Below are 18035 nucleotides of genomic sequence, written 5' to 3' on the forward strand. Positions count from 1 at the left end.
GGCGTGTTTTTCGCACCCAATCACATGTGGGCAAAAATCAATGATGACGGGAAAGTCAGAATCGGTTTGGATGATTTCGTTCAGAAGGTGGTTGGAAAGATTGATCGTATAGAATTCGTCAACCCCGGTGAAGATGTAAAGGCCGGAGATAAAATCATCAAAATCGTTCAGGACGGTCGCAGCATTTATCTGAAGTCACCGGTAGATGGGCGCATTGCCATGGTCAATCGCGATCTGGAGGCCGATCCGTCGAAGGTTAAGATTGATCCTTACAACGCCTGGGCCATTGAAGTGGAACCGAAACATCTGTCAAAAGATCTGCGGAACATGAAAATTGCGGAATCTGCCCGGAATTGGTTCCAGAAAGAAGTCAGGCGATTTAAGGAATTTGTATCAACTGAGGTGAACACCGCGAATGCACTGGTTGGTGCAACGGCACAAGATGGTGGTATTCCGGTAGAAGGCCTTTTGGAGAGAATGGAAAACGAAACCTGGAAAAAATTTGAAAATGAATTTCTGGGCTGATGAAATGAATAAAATGTGTTTTTCGGTCGAAATGACTTTGGACAATACGATGAGCTTCAGGGAAAATAGTCCCTGAAGCTTTTTTTTTGTGTTTTTATGAAATCGCAAAATTTTGCTTGACTTTTATGGCAATCCTGCTAAAATATTAAGCGAGAAAAGAAAACCGTTGGATGACGATTGTGGAATAGGTTAATAGAAGGAGAACAAGATGAAGCCGGCAATGTTAATAGACATCACAAAATGTATTGGGTGTGGTGCCTGTGCAAGAGCCTGTAAAGAAGCCAATCATTTGCCCATGAAAGTGGATCCCGTGCGGACCTGGAAAACCTGGAAGGTTGTTGAGCAAAGGGATGGATTTTTTGTTCCGACCGCCTGTATGCATTGCGAGGACCCGGATTGTGTGTCCGTATGTCCGGTGGGAGCCATGGAAAAAACCAAACTCGGGCCGGTGATTTGGCACGGAGATATTTGTATCGGATGTCGGTATTGCGTGCAGTCCTGCCCCTTTGAAGTGCCCAAATACCAATGGGACAGCCCAACGCCCGCCGTAGGGAAGTGCATTATGTGCTACGATCGCCTAAAAGAAGGCGAGCAACCTGCCTGTGCTCAGGTGTGTCCCACGGGAGCCACAAAATACGGGGACCGGGATGCACTAATCGAAGAAGCCAAACAGCGAATTAAGGACAGCCCCGACGGATATGTTCATTATATTTATGGCCTGAAAGAAGCAGCGGGCACGTCCATCCTGTATCTGTCGTCTGTTCCGTTCGAAAAACTCGGATTCAAGGTAAAGGGAATGGATCACGAGTTTCCGAAACTCACGTTTAAGGTTCAAAAAGAAGTCCCCAAGATTTTTAGTACTGCATTTGTTTTTATGTACGGATTATGGTGGGTGATTAATCGCCGCGATGAGTTGGATGGAAAAACACCTGAAGAAATCAAACGCCTTGAAAAAGAGATTTACGGATTGCACGAAGAGGATGAGGATGAGTAAGCGGCAAACGGTAAAGAGTCACGTTGGAATGAGTTGTGATTCCAGACAGAGAGAAGCAGGAGGAATTCGATAATGAATGGCAATAAATTGGAGAGTATTTTCAGAATCACCTTTTGGAAAGTTGTTGCCGTGATTCTCTGGTCCTTTGGACTTTATGCGGCGTATGTGCGATTTTTCCATGGCCTGGGTTATGCCACCAATCTGACCGACAAATTTCCGTGGGGCCTGTGGATCGGTTTTGACGTGATTTCCGGAGTGGGCCTGGGTGCCGGGGGATTCACAATTACTGCCCTGGTCTATGTGTTTAATATCAAACAACTGAAACCCATTGTCCGGTCCACCGTTCTAACGGCTTTTCTGGGTTACATTATGGTGGTTATCGGGTTGACGTTTGACCTTGGGAAATGGTACTACGTCTGGCATACCATTATTTTTTGGAATGAACACTCGCCTATGTTTGAATTGGCCTGGTGCGTGATGTTGTACACAACAATTCTGGCGCTGGAATTTTCGATCAATTTTTTTGAGCGTATGAAATGGAAAAAGGCCATTCAAATTCACCATTGGGTTACCCCGGCACTGGTTTCGCTTGGGGTTATGTTTTCCGTGGGACACCAGTCAACATTGGGATCGCTTTATTTAATTATGCCGGAAAAATTGTACCCCTTTTGGTATACACCCTGGCTCCCGGTGCTGTTCTTTGTTTCATCGGTTATGGTCGCTTTTGCAATGACCATTTTTGAGTCCTACATGAGTGCCCGGGCATTTCATCGGGAACTGGAATTCAAAACGGTCCGATTGCTGGCCCGAATTCTGGTGTTTATGATTGCCTTTTATGGGATTATGCGGATAGAAACCCTCTGGACGGAAGGGGCCTTTCCCTATCTTAAGACCTTTAATACAGAAACCATTATGTTTTTGATTGAAATTATTTTCGGATTGATTGTTCCTTTTGTTATGCTTTGTTTTAAACGGGTGAGAAATGACAAAACCATGATCTTTTTTTCTGCCGTTCTGGTTCTTCTGGGTTTTGTTATGAACCGAATTAATGTGGCTCTAACGGGAACGGCGCGTGCAGCCGGTGGTTTTTATTTTCCATCCTGGATGGAAATTGTAACCACATTTTCACTGATCGCTCTGGGATTTGCCTTGTTTGGTTTGGCAGCACGCTATTTCCCGATATTTCCGGAAGGCCCGTGGGAGGAAGTGGAGAAAAAAATGGGCGCCAAAGCCAAACTTCCTCAACCGCCTATTGTCGATTTAAGCTACAAGGCCATTTCCATTCTGGGCATTGTTGTTATCATTGGTCTGATTGGTGTGGCATTTGGTGTTAAAAAGCAGAAAATAGCCTATTCTACTAAACCCGTGGTTGAACAAAGTGCGTTGAATCCGATTGTGGTTAAACATCGCGAGGAAGTGAAAGTCCCGCCTGATTATACATTTCCGATGGGGGAGGGAAGTCCCGGGCCGGTTACATTCAGTCACGACAGTCATTATGATTACGATAATCCCAATTGCGGGAAATGCCATCCGGCACATTTTAAAATGCTGGAGCCGGGCAAATCTCCGGAGGGACCCATCACAATGGAAACGATGGATGCCGGAAAAAACTGCGGCACCTGTCATAATGGGAAAATTGCTTTCGACACCAAGGATTCTGACAATTGTTCGATGTGTCATCAGGAGCAATAGACCGGTTTATGAGTATCTGACAGGATTTACAGGACGTCATTCCGATTCATCCTGTAAATCCTGTCTCATGATTAAGGTTTTATATGAAACTTAGAATTTTACAATCTCTTAGTTTTCGGATTTTTTTATTTCAGGTGTTTACGTTCGTCATTTTTATCGGACTTTTCGCCTATTTAAATATTTTTGTACAGAAAAAGCATCTGCTTTTGCTGGAAAACCAGATGATTACCCAGACGAGCGATATCATTAAGCGGTCTATCCATTACGATATGCTTCTGAATCGCCGCCAGGACGCTTACCAGATTATTCGTACCATTGCCGGGGAAAAGGGGGTCGAGGGAATTCGTATTTACAACGATATTGGAGTCGTTACCTTTTCTACGGACTCAACGGAGGTGGGCCACCGGGTCAATATGCAGACCGAGGCCTGCTACATGTGCCATCAAAAAAATAAGCCGTTGGAAGATGTGCCGGTTAAGCAGCGAAACCGGATTTTTACTTCTCCAAAAGGGTACCGCGTAATCGGGCTGATTAATCCCATTTATAATGAACCGTCTTGTTCCAATGCGTCCTGTCACGCCCATCCCCCCGGGAAAAAGGTACTGGGGGTGATTGACACGATGATGTCCCTGGAACCCATCGAAAAAAGCATCGCAGAGAACAAGCGGAATATTTTGATGTACGCGGCTCTCATGATTCTTTTGGTGCTCTTTCCTATTTCTGTTTTCATTTACACCATGGTGTACAATCCGGTGCAGCGGCTCATTCAGGGAACGAAAGAGGTGGCCCGGGGGAATTTGGATTACACAATTACCGTACGGGGGAAAAACGAGATTGCCCATCTGGCCTATTCGTTTAATCGAATGACCCGAAGTTTGAAAAAAGCCCGGGAAGAATTAACCGAATGGTCTGAAACTCTGGAAAAGAAGGTTGAGGAAAAGACAAAAGAGCTCAAACAAGCCCAGGGTCATTTAATTCAAGTGGAAAAGATGGCCTCTCTGGGAAAATTGGCAGCCACGGTGGCACACGAACTCAACAACCCGCTGGCGGGGGTTTTGACCTATGTCAAACTTTTTGAAAAACAAATCAATAAGAGCTCCCTTTCGGACGATCAGAAAAAAAGTATGATGGAAAATTTGCGTATTATTGAGAGCGAGGTCAAACGCAGCGGTGATATTGTAAAAAATTTGTTGGTATTTGCTCGTGGGACGGGTGAGAACTTCGAGGAAAAAGACCTCAATTCCATTGTTGAAAAAAGTCTTCTGTTGGTCAATCATAAATTAAAGATCAGCAATATTCAGCTCATTAAAAATTATTGTTACGAAGACAACCGTGTTTTTTGTAACGAAAATCAAATCAAACAAATGCTTGTGGCACTTTTGGTGAACGCGGCCGATGCCATGCCGGAGGGTGGAACGTTAACGGTAACCACGCGGTGTCTTCCCGCCGAGGACGCTGTTGAACTTCAGATTTCGGATACCGGTGTGGGCATTCCAAAAGAGGTGTTGCCCCATATTTTTGAGCCGTTTTTTACGACGAAAAAGGAGGGCAGCGGAAGCGGTTTGGGGCTGTCCGTGGTTTATGGAATTGTTCAGCGTCACCAGGGGCTCATTCATGTCGAATCGAAACCCGGGAAAGGCACCACATTCTTCATCAAATTACCGAAACACCCCAAGCCGCCGAAAGAAAGCCTGAGCGATATTCTGGCGTAAGTGAGGCGCTACATGAAGCCTGAAGAAACACGAATTCTTATTGTGGATGATGAATATTCTGCACGTGATTCGTTGACCAAGTGGTTTCAGGTCGACGGATATCAGGTGGATTCGGCCAAAGATGCGTACGAGGCCCTTGAAAAGCTGAAATCCAAGATGTTCGATATTGTGTTACTGGACATCAAAATGCCGGGGATGGACGGGTTGGAACTTCAGGAGCACATTCGCGAATTAGACCCCAACATTGTGATTATCATTATTACAGCATTTGCTTCCGTGGATACAGCCATCCGGGCCATTAAAGCGGGCGCCTACGATTACGTGACCAAACCGTTTGATCCGGATGATCTGGAGCACATTATTGAGAATGCCATGAGCCAGCGAAAACTGGCTCAGGAAAATATTCAGCTTCGCGCCCAAATTGAGGAACTCGTGAATTTCGACGAGATTATCGGGGAAACCCCCCAGATGAAGCGCGTTCTGGATCTCGTGCGCACAGTCGCGCAAACCGATTCAACCGTTCTTATTCGGGGAGAAAGCGGCACGGGAAAGGAACTCATCGCCCGGGCGGTTCATTTTAACAGCCCGCGCCGAAACAGGCCGCTCATTTCAATCAATTGCGGCGCATTTTCGGAGAGCCTTTTGGAAAGTGAGTTGTTCGGCTACGAAAAAGGGGCTTTTACCGGGGCGACTAAACAATACAAAGGGAAAATCGAAATTGCGGAAGGGGGGACTCTTTTTTTGGATGAAATTGGCGATATCAGCCCCAAAACCCAGTTAAATTTGCTTCGGGTTCTGGAAACCAAAAAACTCACCCGGTTGGGGGGTGAGAAGGAAATAGCCGTGGATTTTCGCCTGATTACAGCCACCAACCGGGACCTGGAAGAGGCCATCCGTGAAGGAAAATTTCGTGAGGATTTGTATTATCGTCTCAATGTATTTACGATATTCCTTCCGCCCCTGCGGGAACGATCGGGTGACATTCCGCTTCTGGCCAATCACTTTCTCAAAAAATATGCCGCAGCCATTCACAAAAATATCGAGTCTATTTCCCCATCCGCCATGGATTTATTGATGAATTACCCGTGGCCCGGAAACATCCGGGAGCTGGAAAATGCAATCGAACGGGCGGTGGTTATTTGCAAGGGGAATCAAATCGAACCCGAGCATTTGCCCCTGCAGCAAACGGCCAAAACATTTGGTTTTTCACAACAGGCGCTGGAAGCCGTCGAAAAAGAACACATTCAGCGTATTCTCCAGCGTACCGGCTGGAATGTCACACAGGCGGCCAAGATTCTGAAAATCGACCGTGTGACCCTGTACAACAAGATCAAACGCTACGGATTCAAGCGGGAAGAAGAATAGCCGGTTTTCTCCGCCGATCGGTTGGGACGGTATTCTATTTTTGCAGGCCCGTTAGATTTTGTAAAACAAGTGTACGGCCAGAAAAATGCGGTAGGTTGCCTCGGGCGCGTACGCGTTGTCTGTGATGGCCTGCCCGTCAATTAGCCAGTATTTTCCCTGTACCGGATACACACCCCCCAGATCCAACTCCAACCCTACATGGGACAGATAGAAATTGCGGCTGGGCACCGTAAATTGATACGAAATTCCAAACAGAACAAAGGCGTTAAGGGCAGAATAGGTGTGATCCATCTGGAAAAAACAATCCGGGCAGCGAATGGCGTAATCGAATTTTGTATGGATGGTGAGGTTCTGAAAAGAAAAGCCCACGTAAGGAAAAGCCGCCCGTTGTGCGTTTTCCAGAATGGGAATTTCAAATTTTAGAGACAGTTGTTGGGCATTAAAAGTGGCCCCTTTTTGCAGGTTTCGGTAGGTGCCTTCAATGGCACCGGAGAGAACAAATTTTTCGAATCGATAGGCCGTTTGAATACCCAGAACGGGAACAATCTGGACGCCTTCCATGGAATGGTAGGTTTTAAACTGGTTGTTGATATCGCGATAGTCGTAATAGCCTCCACCCACGTAAGGGAGAAAATTGGTATTCGAATGGTAAAATTGGGCATGTGCCGGGGAGTGTACGGCAAAGAAAGAAGCAAAAAGCAGCAACAACAACATAGCGCGGTTCATTTTTGTTTTCCTTAAGTTAATGATTGTTTCGGCCACACGCACGGACCGGTTTGTCTGCAAATGATTAGAGTTGCTTTTTAACCCACGCTCCCAAACCACCAGCCACAATCAATTCCTGAGCCGCCGTACCGATTGGGGCAAGGGGGTAGGTTTTGGAATCCAGCGACAGCGTGGCCTTTTTGAAGTCAATTTTGGCTTTCAGGCCCGTACGAATGGTAAGCTTATTTTCGCCAAATTGCTTTTTTAAATCCCGTACCAGTTCAGGGGCTTCGATAACCAGAAATCCGTTGTTAATGGCATTGCGTTTGTAGGTTTCGCTAAAGGAACCGGCCAAAACCAGACGAATACCGCGATATTTCAATGCGGTTGCCGCTTGTTCACGGGAGCTGCCTGTGCCAAAATTGAATCCGCTAACGAGGATGTCTCCCTCCTTTACAAGGGACCGAAAATCCGGATCGTAATTTTCCATGACCACGCCTGCCTGCTGCTCGGGGGTGAAATCATCAATGTACGTGTATTTCCCGGGATAGATCCCGTCGGTGTTTAAATTATCCTGAGGGCAGAAAACCAATTCACCCTCAATTTTTTCGGGAAACCCCGGCAAAATGGGAATTTCTTTCAATTTTCGGGCCGGTTTTTTATGAAGAACGAGTGAATCTTTTGGCGTTAAATCGTCGAAATCTCCCGGATAGTCGATAAAACCGGCAATGGCTGAAGCCGCCACTACCGCCGGTGACGCCAGGTAGGTGTGAGCATTTGGGGATCCCATCCGTCCCTTGTAGTTTCGATTGGTGGCCGAAATTCCCACTTCTCCGTCTTCCAGAAGCCCGGCACCCAACCCGATGCAGGGACCGCATCCGGGGGGAAGAGAAATGGCGCCTGCATCCAGAAGGGTTTGCCAATCGCCCCGGCGCTCGCTTTCCGCCTGAACCTCGTTGGACGCAGCCGCAATGTACAATTGGACATGGGGAGCCACTTTTTTCCCTTTTACCATTTGAGCGGCTTCGGCCAGATCGCTCGCGCGGCTGTTAACACACGAAACCACGTAGGCTTTGTTAATTTGAACCCGCTGTTTTTTGATTTTCATAATCGGAGTAGCGATTTTGACGGTATCCGGGCCGGAAACGTGGGGTTGAATGGAGCCCAGGTCCAATGTGATTTCTTTTGCGTAGAAGGCGTCTTCATCAGCGAAAATAGGGTTGGTTTCCAGTTCCCGAATGCGTGCTTCATTGATGCGCGGGTGGGCATCTTTCCAATCCGCATCCGAGGCCACCCCCTCCGGGCCGCGCTTTGCCACAAAGGCCGCCCGTTTCCGAAGCCAGGTTAGTGTAACCGAGTCAATGGGAAAAACCCCTGCCAGCGCTCCCCATTCAGTGGTCATATTGGCAATTGTCAGGCGTTGATCAATGCTGAGGGTCGCCACGCCGTCGCCTGTAAATTCGATGGCATGGTTGAGTACTTCATCGTGATTAAAGTAGCCCGCCAGAGTGATAATCACATCCTTGCCGGTGACACCCGGGCGCAGACGGCCGGTTAAAATAACTTTGGCGATCGGGGGAACCTGCCACCATGTACGACCTGTTGCCCAGAGGGCGGCAGCATCTGTGCGAACCACGGGTGTCCCCAGACAGCCGAGTCCGCCGTACATGTTGGAGTGACTGTCGGAAGCGACGACCAGTGTTCCGGGCCAGGCGTAGCCTTCTTCCACCATAATCTGATGCCCGATTCCCCGGCCTGCCGGGTAAAAATCGTTGCCCATTTCCCTGGCAAAGGCCTCGATTTTCGCATATTTTTGGAGATTTTTTTCACTCTTGTCCTGAATATTGTGATCCAGAGCAAAGACCACCTGCCGGGGCCGGGCCAGTCTGCTGGCGCCAATAGCCCGGAATTTAGGAATGACCGCGCCGGTGTTATCGTGGGTCATCACATGAGCCGGCTGAATGGACAGAAAATCGCCGCTGTGAACAAGGGTGTCCTCTTCCAAACCCACGGCAAAACGCTGGGCAATCTTTTCGATAAGTGTTTGTTTCATCAGATGAAAATTCCTCCCATATTTGCTTGTTTAACTGGATGTGATTCACCCATAAAATTTAGGATGCACATAATTTACAAAATATTTTTGGAAATATCAAAAGGAAAATGGGCAGTACGGACAGGTTTTTATTGTTTTTAAGAATCCTAATGATTAAATTAAAAATAAAGAATTCATTAGAGCATTCTAAAAAAGTGCAGTTAAGAGAACAATGAAAACACAATCAAAAGACACCCGCCCCGAAGCGGAAAAATTTCTCATAGAACTTCTACGGCAGAAAATGCCGTCGGAAAAATTCCGGCAGATTTTGTCGTTATCCCAAACGGTCGCTCAACTTTCGAAGCGAGCCATTGCCAGACAACATCCTGATTTAAATAAGCAGCAGATTACATTGTTATTTATTAAATATCATTACGGGGAGGATTTGGCTGAACGCGTAAAAAAATATTTGGATAAAAGAAGCCATGAAGACGCCTGATATACTCCTTGCATTAGGGCCTGTTATAAAAATCTTTGATGAATTATCTATTTCTTATTATATCGGCGGCTCGATTGCAAGTTCCTTGTACGGGATTGCAAGAGCTACATTAGACATTGATATTGTAGCCGACATAAAGCTGCGGCATATTTCTCCCTTAAAAAAGCATCTTGAAAATGATTTTTATTTTGATGAAGATATGGTCAGAGATGCGATAATAAAAAAGTCGACCTTTAATATGATTCATCTGGAAACAGGTACTAAATTAGATATTTTTATTCTTAAATATGAACCCTATCAATATAATGCGATTCAACGCAGGAGAAAAGATACGATTGAGGAAGGCAATTTTGAATCAATGTTCTACTTTTCTTCGCCGGAGGATATAATAATAAACAAATTACTGTGGTGCAAAATGGGGGGGGAGGTTTCTGAACGTCAATGGCATGACGTTGTTGGTGTTATAAAAATTCAAAACGAGAGTTTGGATAAAAAATATCTAAAAACCTGGTCTCAAAAGTTGAGTGTGTGGAGTTTATTGGAGAAAGCTTTTAAAGAGGCAGGGATTCTTTTGAAATAAGATTTTAATTAACACTATTCACCCCAAAAGAGGAGAAATGATTTTGGACGATTCGGTTTTTATTCATCCGAAGGCACTTGTGGAAACGGATAAGATTGGCGCCCGTACTCGGGTGTGGGCATTTGCGCACATCATGAAAGGCGCTGAAATTGGCAGTGATTGCAATATTTGCGATCATTCCTTTGTAGAGTCAACCGTAAAGATCGGGAATCATGTCACCATTAAAAATGGAGTGGCGGTTTGGGAAAAGGTGACCGTAGAAGACGGGGCCTTTTTGGGTCCCAATTGCGTGTTTACAAATGACATGAACCCCCGGGCAGAGGTTAAAAAGGGTCCGACGGGTTTGATTCCTACGCTCGTTCGCCGGGGCGCATCCATCGGGGCCAATGCGACCATTGTGTGCGGGGTTACGTTAGGGCAGTACGCCTTTGTGGGAGCGGGTTCGGTGGTTACAAAGGATGTCCCTGATTATGCCATGGTTTACGGAAATCCGGCACGTGTGCATGGCTATATGTGCAAATGTGGAGAAAAAATCGAAACCTTCGGAAATCCCTGTCCCAAATGCGGCCGGGTGTACGAAAAGCAGAATGGAAACGTGGTTTGTGTGAAAGAATAAAAATCCAATTCTGAAGTTGGGTTCACGATAGTGTTTGAGGTTTATTTGTGTTTCATGAAATTTTAAAATACCTGTTCGAAAGCCGGGACGAAATTGCGTCCGCCTGGGCGAAACGAATCATTGACTCTCTTTCGTCTTACCGGTTACTGCAGGAAGAGGAAATTCGGAGAAGCACCCGAATTCACCTGGATGCCCTGCTTCTTTGCATTGAAAAGAAGGACCACTCCGCCCTGAAACGTTTCCTGGAAGAGATTGCGCCGGGACGCAGTCGATTGAATCTCAAACTTTCGGAAACCCAACAAGCCTTTATGATTGGCAAAAGCCTTTTGTGGAACCGTATTCTTCAAAATTTCAAAACAAATCAGACGGCTGTGTTGCCGTTTCTTAAAATGATTGACGATTGCTTTTGCCTTTCGCTTTTCTATTATTCTGAAATCTATCAAAAAATTCAATTACAGGAGATCGAAAAACGTTCCAAAGCGCTGGTGAAAGCCGAAGAGGAAAAAAAGTATCTGGAACGTCTCAAGATTGAGTACAAAAAGCTGGATGAAATTGTGAGCGCCATCGGGGCCAATCTGGTTCTTGTAGATCAGCGGGGGAGGGTCATCTGGACAAACCGCTTGATTCGGGATCGGGTAGGGGAAAATGTGGTGGGGAAGAACTGTCACGAGATCTACATTGAAGAATTCAGTCCCTGCCAAAATTGTATTGTGGAGGAGGCTTTTCGTACCAAGCGGCAGCAGCACCACCTGCGGCGGACACGGGACAATCAGGGCAATCCCCGGTATTTTCAAATTATTTCCACTCCCATTCTGGACGAGCAGGGCAATGTGCGGGAAGTTTTGGAGCTGATGCAGGATGTGACGGAACTTAAAATTCTGGAAGATCAGCTGGATCGAAAATCCGGTTTTTTACAGGCGGTGATGGCGTCGTCCGCAGATGCGGTGATCGGGCTGGATCCCGAACTTCGCATTACCTCATGGAATCGAGGGGCGCAAAGCATGTTTGGCTACGACGAGGAAGAGATTTTGGGCAAGCCATTGTCCATTTTAATTCCCGAAGACCTTAAGCAAAAGAAAGAGCTGGAATGGATCAGTCAGAACATCCGCAAAAATGGGTACATCCGAAATTACGAAACGGAACGCCTCACCAAAGACGGGCGCCGGCTTCAAGTGGAAATTACCCGAACCGTTATTTATGACAGGGATGGAAAAATTTTGGGCAGCTCGGCCATTCTGCGGGACATCAGCGAGCGGAAGGCCCTGGAAGCCCGTCTGCTTCAATCGGAACGTCTGGCAACAATAGGCAAAATGGCGGCTCGGGTAGCCCACGAAATTCGGAATCCGCTCAGTTCCATCAGCCTGAATGTGGAGCTTCTGGAAGACGAAATTCAAGCCTTTCAGCCGGCTTCCACGGAAGAATCCCAAACCCTGCTGAAAGCCATTTCGGAAGAAGTGGACCGATTGACCCAAATTACAGAGGAATATCTGCAATTTTCACGATTTCCACAATCTCAGTTTCATCCCGGAAACATCAATGAGGTTCTGGAAGAATTGCTTGATTTTATGGAATTTGAGTTCTCGAAGAAAAATATTGCGGTGAAAAGTCATCTGGATTCAACAGTGCCGGATTCCTGGCTGGACCGGGCACAGATGCGGCAGGCTCTGTTGAACATCATTCGAAATGCTATTGAATCCATGAATGAGAATGGACAATTGGAGATCAGAACCTCTTTTGAGGAAACGGGAATGATCCGAATCCAAATTAAGGATACGGGTGAGGGAATTTCTCCCGAAAATCAGGAAAAGATCTTTGACCCCTTTTACACCACAAAGGATGTGGGAACGGGACTTGGATTACCGATGAGCCAACAAATTGTGTCCGAACATCAAGGGAAAATACTGTGTGAATCTGAAAGGGGCGTCGGAACTACCTTCACTATTTTATTGCCTCAATATCCAGGAAAAGGAGAAGCGACCCGTGAGTAAATTTCCCGGAAAAAAAATTTTAGTGGTGGACGACGAAGCACATATTCGAAGTTCGCTGCAAAAGGTTCTGGAACGAGAGGACTACGTTGTTTCGACGGCAGCAACCGCTGAAGAGGCCCTTCAACTGCTTGAAAATGAAATTTTTCACGTGGTTTTGACGGATCAGAAACTGCCGGGAATGAACGGATTGAAGCTTCTCCACATTATAAAAGAGCGGTTCCCCGCGACAGAGGTTATTTTGATTACCGGCTATGGAACGGTCGAAACGGCCGTGGAGGCCATGCGGGAAGGAGCCTACGATTTTATTTCCAAGCCCTTTAAGCGAATCATGATTGTGAAAGTGGTTGCAAAGGCGCTGGAAAAGCAGCTCCTTTCGGAAGAGAATCGGTTTCTTCGCAGTCAGCTTCTGGAACCCATTCAACCGGATCAGATCATTTCGGAAAGCCCGGCGATGAAGGCCATCATGAAAATGGTCAAACGGGTGGCCCCCCTGATTTCCACCGTTTTGATCACGGGCGAAAGCGGTACGGGGAAGGAGGTCATAGCCCGGGCTATTCACCGTTTGAGTCCCCGACGGGACAAACAATTCGTGGCCATTAATTGCGGGGCTATCCCTGAAAATCTGCTGGAAAGCGAATTGTTTGGCCATGTGAGGGGGTCCTTTACCGGGGCGGTTCGCGACAAAGAGGGGTTTTTCAAAGTCGCTTCCGGAGGCACGCTTTTCCTGGATGAAATTGGTAATATTCCTGTCAATCTCCAGGTAAAACTGTTGCGCGCCATTGAGGAAAAATCCATTATTCCTGTGGGAGGAACCCGGCCCATTCAGGTGGATATTCGGATTATTGCGGCCACCAATATGAATCTTGAAAAGGAAGTAGAAGCCGGGCGATTCCGGGAAGATTTATTTTATCGCCTGAATGTGGTCGGAATCGAATTGCCTCCGCTTCGGAACCGTCAGGAAGATATCCTGCCCCTGGCCCGGTTTTTTATTCAAAGGAATAACCAGATTCTGGGAAAATCAGTTACGGGGTTAAGCCCGGATGCGGAAGATGTTCTTCTGCACTATCATTGGAAGGGAAATATCCGGGAATTGGAAAATGTCATTGAGCGCGGAATGATTCTTTGTGACGGTCCCCTGATCAAACGGGAAGATTTACCGGCCAATATGTGCTCGGCAGTGGACCCCGAATTGACCTACGATGGCGAATTAAAAGAAGCGGTTCAGCGATTTGAACGACGATTTATTTTGCGGGTTTTGATGAAAACGAAACATGACAAACGGCTTGCGGCCCAAAAATTGGGACTCAGCCTCTCCTCGCTTTACCGAAAAATGAATGAACTGGGAATTGAGGGGAAAGAGACATGAAAACGGTTCGATCTGTTGCTTTGGCCGGAATGATTGCCGCCCTTTACGCGGCTCTCACCATTTTGTTGGCCCCCATGAGCTACGGTCCCATTCAGGTGCGCGTGTCCGAAGCACTGACCGTATTGCCGTTTCTTTCGCCGGTGGCCATTCCCGCGCTGTACATTGGGGCCCTTTTGGCCAATATTTTTGGGGGATTTGGACCGTGGGATGTTTTCGGCGGGAGCTTGCTTACCTTGCTGGCAGCCTATTTGACCCACTTGACACGGAAAACGGGCAAACCCTGGCTGGCACCGATTCCACCGATTCTTGTAAATGCCTTTGGGGTAAGCGCCTACCTGCAGTTTTTAGTGAAGGGATTTCAACCGGGACTTAAAACGTATTTCTATTTTGTAGGAACCATCGGGTTGGGCGAACTGATCGCCTGTTTTGGATTGGGGTATCCCCTCCTGCGGTTTTTATTGAAGAAAAAGGTGTTTTGATTTTTTCCCGGGAAGTAGACATCGGGTCATTAATATGGGATCACTCTTCAAACAATTGAAAGATAGGTTATTAGGTAACATTTTTCTATTATTGACCCTCCCCCCATTCCCCTCCCTCCACGTAGGGATGAGGAGCGAGGGGGTGGGTTGAGAAAAAGCGAAACAATAAAATCCGATTTTTTTCAGTAAACGATAGTAAACCGAAAAATGGGACTCTTTTTATGGAACAGTCAACCCTCTCATCCGATCGAAGGCGTTTTCTTAAGAATGTCTCTCTGGCCGGGGCAGCCGCTCCGTTTTTGCTAACCGGAACAAAAACCGGCGGTCTATTTTCAAAGAAACGATCACTCATTAAGCCTCCCCGTCTGAAAAAAGGAGACACCATTGGTTTGATTACTCCGGCCAGCGGCCCCTTCGAAGCCAGTACCATCTGGAAGACAAAGGCTCGTCTGGAGAATTTGGGATTTACCGTCAAATTGGGACAACACATTTCAGAGAACTACGGCTACCTGGCCGGTTCCGATCAGGATCGGGCGGCGGATGTGCACGCCATGTTCCGTGATGCATCCGTTCATGCCATTATTGCCCTCCGCGGCGGATACGGTTCCGGACGGCTGCTGCACCATCTGGATTTTGATCTCATTCGGCAGCATCCCAAGATTCTCATCGGCTACAGCGATATTACCTCCCTTTTGCTGATGATTTACAAGCTTTCGGGTCTGGTCACATTTCACGGGCCGGTGGCGGTGTCCGATTTTACGGACTACACACAAAAATATTTCTGGCAGCTTCTTACGTCCCCCAAACCCGCCGGTGCAATTGATTTCCCGCAGCCGGATGATCCGCTTTTACCGGCCAATCAAACCTGGGCCATCCACGGGGGACGAGCAACAGGGGAGCTCGTGGGAGGAAATCTGACCCTGGTATGCGCCAGTCTGGGAACGCCTTATGAAATTGAAACAAAAGGGAAAATCCTTTTCCTTGAGGATACGGAGGAAGAGCCCTATTCTTTGGATCGCATGTTTACACAATTGGATAATGCTGGGAAACTGGAAGAAGCGGCCGCAATTGCTCTGGGTCACTGCGCCGGTTGCGGCCCCCGCGAATTTAAACCGGGCTTTGACCGGACACTAAGTGTAGAAGAGGTGTACAAGGATCGTCTGGGACATCTGCGGAAACCCGTTTTGGCCGATCTTCCCATCGGACATCTGCACAATAAAATTACGGTTCCTCTGGGTATCCGTGCCACCCTTGATGCCGATAAAAGACAGTTTATATTTGAAGAAGCGGCGGTGGTGTAGGACAATTCCTCGAATCGCCCTGTCTTTTGCCTCTGAAAGATGCGAAATTGTCTGCCACTGAGTGATTGTCTCAGGTAATCGCTTAGTGATAGAATTACAATGGGATTACCCGGTCACTGAGCGGAGTCAAAGTGCGGGTACATACAATGACCGCGAAACACACGAAGGGAACCGCCGCGACGACGCGAATTATTTCGAAATTTTACCGCGGCTGAAGCCGCAATTAAGATATTGATGCGCCTACCAATTGTACGTAAAGGCAACGTTCCACAACTTATATTCCGTTACATCTGAGCCGAATTTTATATTCAATACCAAATTACTTTGATTAATTCCCATTCCGAAATAATAGTTTCTGGAAAAATCTTTAAAAAAAGTGTCATTTGAATATGGATAATGGCTCGCAACGTTCGCTATCGAAATTCGATATATTGTCCAATAATAAATTTCGTCAATACCCATGCGAAAATAAAACTTTCCTCGTTGCATTTCTATGCCGATAGGAAATCCCAATTGGTAGAAAGTGTATTTTATATCCGATTTATTGTCAATAGATAATTGTGTAAGATTTGTGTCAGAGGGAGTTGCTGTGTATTCGTATCGGCCTCCGGAGAAGGGAACGGTTTCGTGTAACCCTGACCTTTCTCCAAAAAGCGAGACATAGACAATTGTGTGATTCCGAAAATAATATCGTTTGCCAAGCCCAATTTTGAAATGGGAATACCAGACTGTATTTTTATGTGTCGTTATATCCAAATAGGAGATGACTGTTTTCGTTTGATTTCGGTCCTGTGAATGAATGCGGTCGATTGTATTTTCCTTGTGTTTGGAATGGTAATATTCTTCGGGTACGTTTCTTCCAATAAATCCATAGAGAAAAAGAATAAAGTTTCTTCTTTCCAAATCAAGACCTATATTTGCACCGAAAAGCGGATCCTTTTTATAATAGTCGCGTGAAGTTGAGAGAGTTGATTTAAGGAATACATGTTCCGAATCCGAAGGGTCTATTTGATTGAAAAATGAATAGTCGTTTGTATAATAAGAATATTCTTGATGGAAAAGCAAAATGCCGATGCGTGGTTTAATCATCCATTGTCTGTAACGAATGTAGGCTCCTAATTGTACCGTGTGTTTTTGATAAAAGGGCTGTTTGTTGTAATGACTGTGGCTCTGAGAAATGAAGTGGTAAGAGTTGTGCCTATTTGATTGATTCTTATTTCTTTGATCATATTGTTCTTTCTTGTTTGAAAAATCGTAACTCAGTCCAATCTTGATGTTTTCTTTTTGCAAAAGACTAAGCCATATTTTGGCAAAATAATAATAGCGAGAGTTCTTTAAATTGTTTGAATTCTCAATGTCTTGATATTTTAAGTCGTTATTGTACAAATAATTTGACATTTTAACAAAAAGACCAGTGGGATGATTGAGAATAGAATTCCAAAATCCAATTGTAAAATAGCGACTGGTTGGGGTAAGGTAATATCCGATATTTTGATCTAAAATGAAAGGAAGATTCATTTTATATTCCATTTGATTCCCAAGGGGGAGCATCGAATATTTTGGATAGGAGTTTCCCAAATAATTTGATGGCTCAAAATTTAGGTAAAATTTTGGTTTGGAAATTGAGTTTATTTGTGCCGGATTCAAAAAAAGTTGAGTCAATGTGTCATCTACCACGTTGTAGAGATGAAATCCCAGGCTCGAAACCCGTGGCGAAATAAACGCTATTTCGCTGACGGGAAGCGGAGTAAAATACCCGGTAAGCGGCGAGAAAAGGGAAAGTTTAAAAGACTGGGAAAAAAGAGACGATGAAAAAAGGAACAGAAAAAGTACGGAGAAAGGAATACGTTTCATAATAGACCTCTCTGCATTAATAATTTGGAATAATAGTAAGGGATGTAATTTTTTCACGTTTTCCTCTGAATATTGTTCCAAACCAATTTTCAAAGGGGCCTGTTTTCAGGATTTACTTTTCATTTGGGGTTGTGAAAAATTTTTGGGACGCTTTTTTCCTACACATGTTCAACGCCTCCGGCGTTGTTTTTTGTAGAGCCGCAAGATTTTGCGGCTCTGCAGATTAGAAGACATATGAAAAATTGGGTAGGACAAATAAAGGGGCAAATTTATAGGACGATTCGTGAATCGCCCCTGCAAAAAATCATTTGCGCATTCGCGGCTTAT

The 18035-nt window shown here is 45.9% G+C and carries 15 protein-coding genes; 12 read left to right on the top strand and 3 right to left on the bottom strand.

Annotated features, from left to right (window positions below; all coding sequences use genetic code 11):
• The 5 genes from GXO76_02060 to GXO76_02080 form a co-directional block, all read left to right on the top strand.
• The coding region (locus GXO76_02060; protein NOY76634.1) for a glycine cleavage system protein H at positions 1–525 on the top strand (525 nt) is incomplete at its 5' end.
• A gap of 208 nt (positions 526–733) precedes the next feature.
• Positions 734–1519 carry a 4Fe-4S dicluster domain-containing protein gene (locus GXO76_02065; GenBank protein ID NOY76635.1) on the top strand — a complete coding sequence of 262 codons (786 nt, stop codon included), beginning with the start codon at positions 734–736 and terminating at the stop codon, positions 1517–1519.
• 72 nt (positions 1520–1591) lie between these two features.
• Positions 1592–3211 carry a polysulfide reductase NrfD gene (gene nrfD, locus GXO76_02070; protein ID NOY76636.1) on the top strand — a complete coding sequence of 540 codons (1620 nt, stop codon included), beginning with the start codon at positions 1592–1594 and terminating at the stop codon, positions 3209–3211.
• An 83-nt stretch (positions 3212–3294) separates the two neighbouring features.
• Positions 3295–4923, top strand: coding sequence for a HAMP domain-containing protein (locus tag GXO76_02075; protein NOY76637.1), 1629 nt, complete (start codon positions 3295–3297; stop codon positions 4921–4923).
• A 12-nt stretch (positions 4924–4935) separates the two neighbouring features.
• On the top strand, positions 4936–6288 hold the full coding sequence (locus GXO76_02080; protein ID NOY76638.1) for a sigma-54-dependent Fis family transcriptional regulator: 1353 nt from the start codon (positions 4936–4938) through the stop codon (positions 6286–6288).
• A gap of 51 nt (positions 6289–6339) precedes the next feature.
• Here GXO76_02080 and GXO76_02085 read toward each other — a convergent pair whose 3' ends face one another.
• Positions 6340–7014 (bottom strand): hypothetical protein, encoded by a 675-nt coding sequence (locus GXO76_02085; protein ID NOY76639.1) that lies wholly within the window; start codon positions 7012–7014, stop codon positions 6340–6342.
• A gap of 64 nt (positions 7015–7078) precedes the next feature.
• Positions 7079–9046: a homoaconitase gene (lysF, locus tag GXO76_02090; protein ID NOY76640.1), complete on the bottom strand. Its 1968-nt coding sequence runs from the start codon at positions 9044–9046 to the stop codon at positions 7079–7081.
• Positions 9047–9257: 211 nt separating this feature from the next.
• Between lysF and GXO76_02095 the strand changes: the two genes are divergently transcribed.
• From GXO76_02095 to GXO76_02125, 7 genes are all read left to right on the top strand, one after another.
• Positions 9258–9524 (top strand): hypothetical protein, encoded by a 267-nt coding sequence (locus GXO76_02095; GenBank protein NOY76641.1) that lies wholly within the window; start codon positions 9258–9260, stop codon positions 9522–9524.
• Entirely contained in the window at positions 9511–10104 is a 594-nt protein-coding gene (locus GXO76_02100) for a hypothetical protein (protein NOY76642.1), read from the top strand. Before GXO76_02095 ends, GXO76_02100 begins: the two co-directional genes overlap by 14 nt.
• Positions 10105–10141: 37 nt before the next feature.
• On the top strand, positions 10142–10720 hold the full coding sequence (locus GXO76_02105) for an N-acetyltransferase (GenBank protein NOY76643.1): 579 nt from the start codon (positions 10142–10144) through the stop codon (positions 10718–10720).
• 47 nt (positions 10721–10767) lie between these two features.
• Entirely contained in the window at positions 10768–12708 is a 1941-nt protein-coding gene (locus GXO76_02110; protein NOY76644.1) for a PAS domain S-box protein, read from the top strand.
• 16 nt (positions 12709–12724) lie between these two features.
• Positions 12725–14074, top strand: coding sequence for a sigma-54-dependent Fis family transcriptional regulator (locus tag GXO76_02115; protein NOY76645.1), 1350 nt, complete (start codon positions 12725–12727; stop codon positions 14072–14074).
• A complete protein-coding gene (locus tag GXO76_02120; GenBank protein NOY76646.1) occupies positions 14071–14553 on the top strand; it encodes a QueT transporter family protein in 483 nt (160 codons plus the stop codon). Before GXO76_02115 ends, GXO76_02120 begins: the two co-directional genes overlap by 4 nt.
• Positions 14554–14774: 221 nt before the next feature.
• Positions 14775–15854: an LD-carboxypeptidase gene (locus tag GXO76_02125; protein ID NOY76647.1), complete on the top strand. Its 1080-nt coding sequence runs from the start codon at positions 14775–14777 to the stop codon at positions 15852–15854.
• 240 nt (positions 15855–16094) lie between these two features.
• Here the strand turns inward: GXO76_02125 and GXO76_02130 are convergent, their stop codons facing one another.
• On the bottom strand, positions 16095–17801 hold the full coding sequence (locus GXO76_02130) for a hypothetical protein (GenBank protein NOY76648.1): 1707 nt from the start codon (positions 17799–17801) through the stop codon (positions 16095–16097).
• Positions 17802–18035 lie beyond the last annotated feature (234 nt).

The organism is Calditrichota bacterium (assembly GCA_013151735.1).
GTDB lineage: Bacteria > Zhuqueibacterota > JdFR-76 > JdFR-76 > BMS3Abin05 > BMS3Abin05.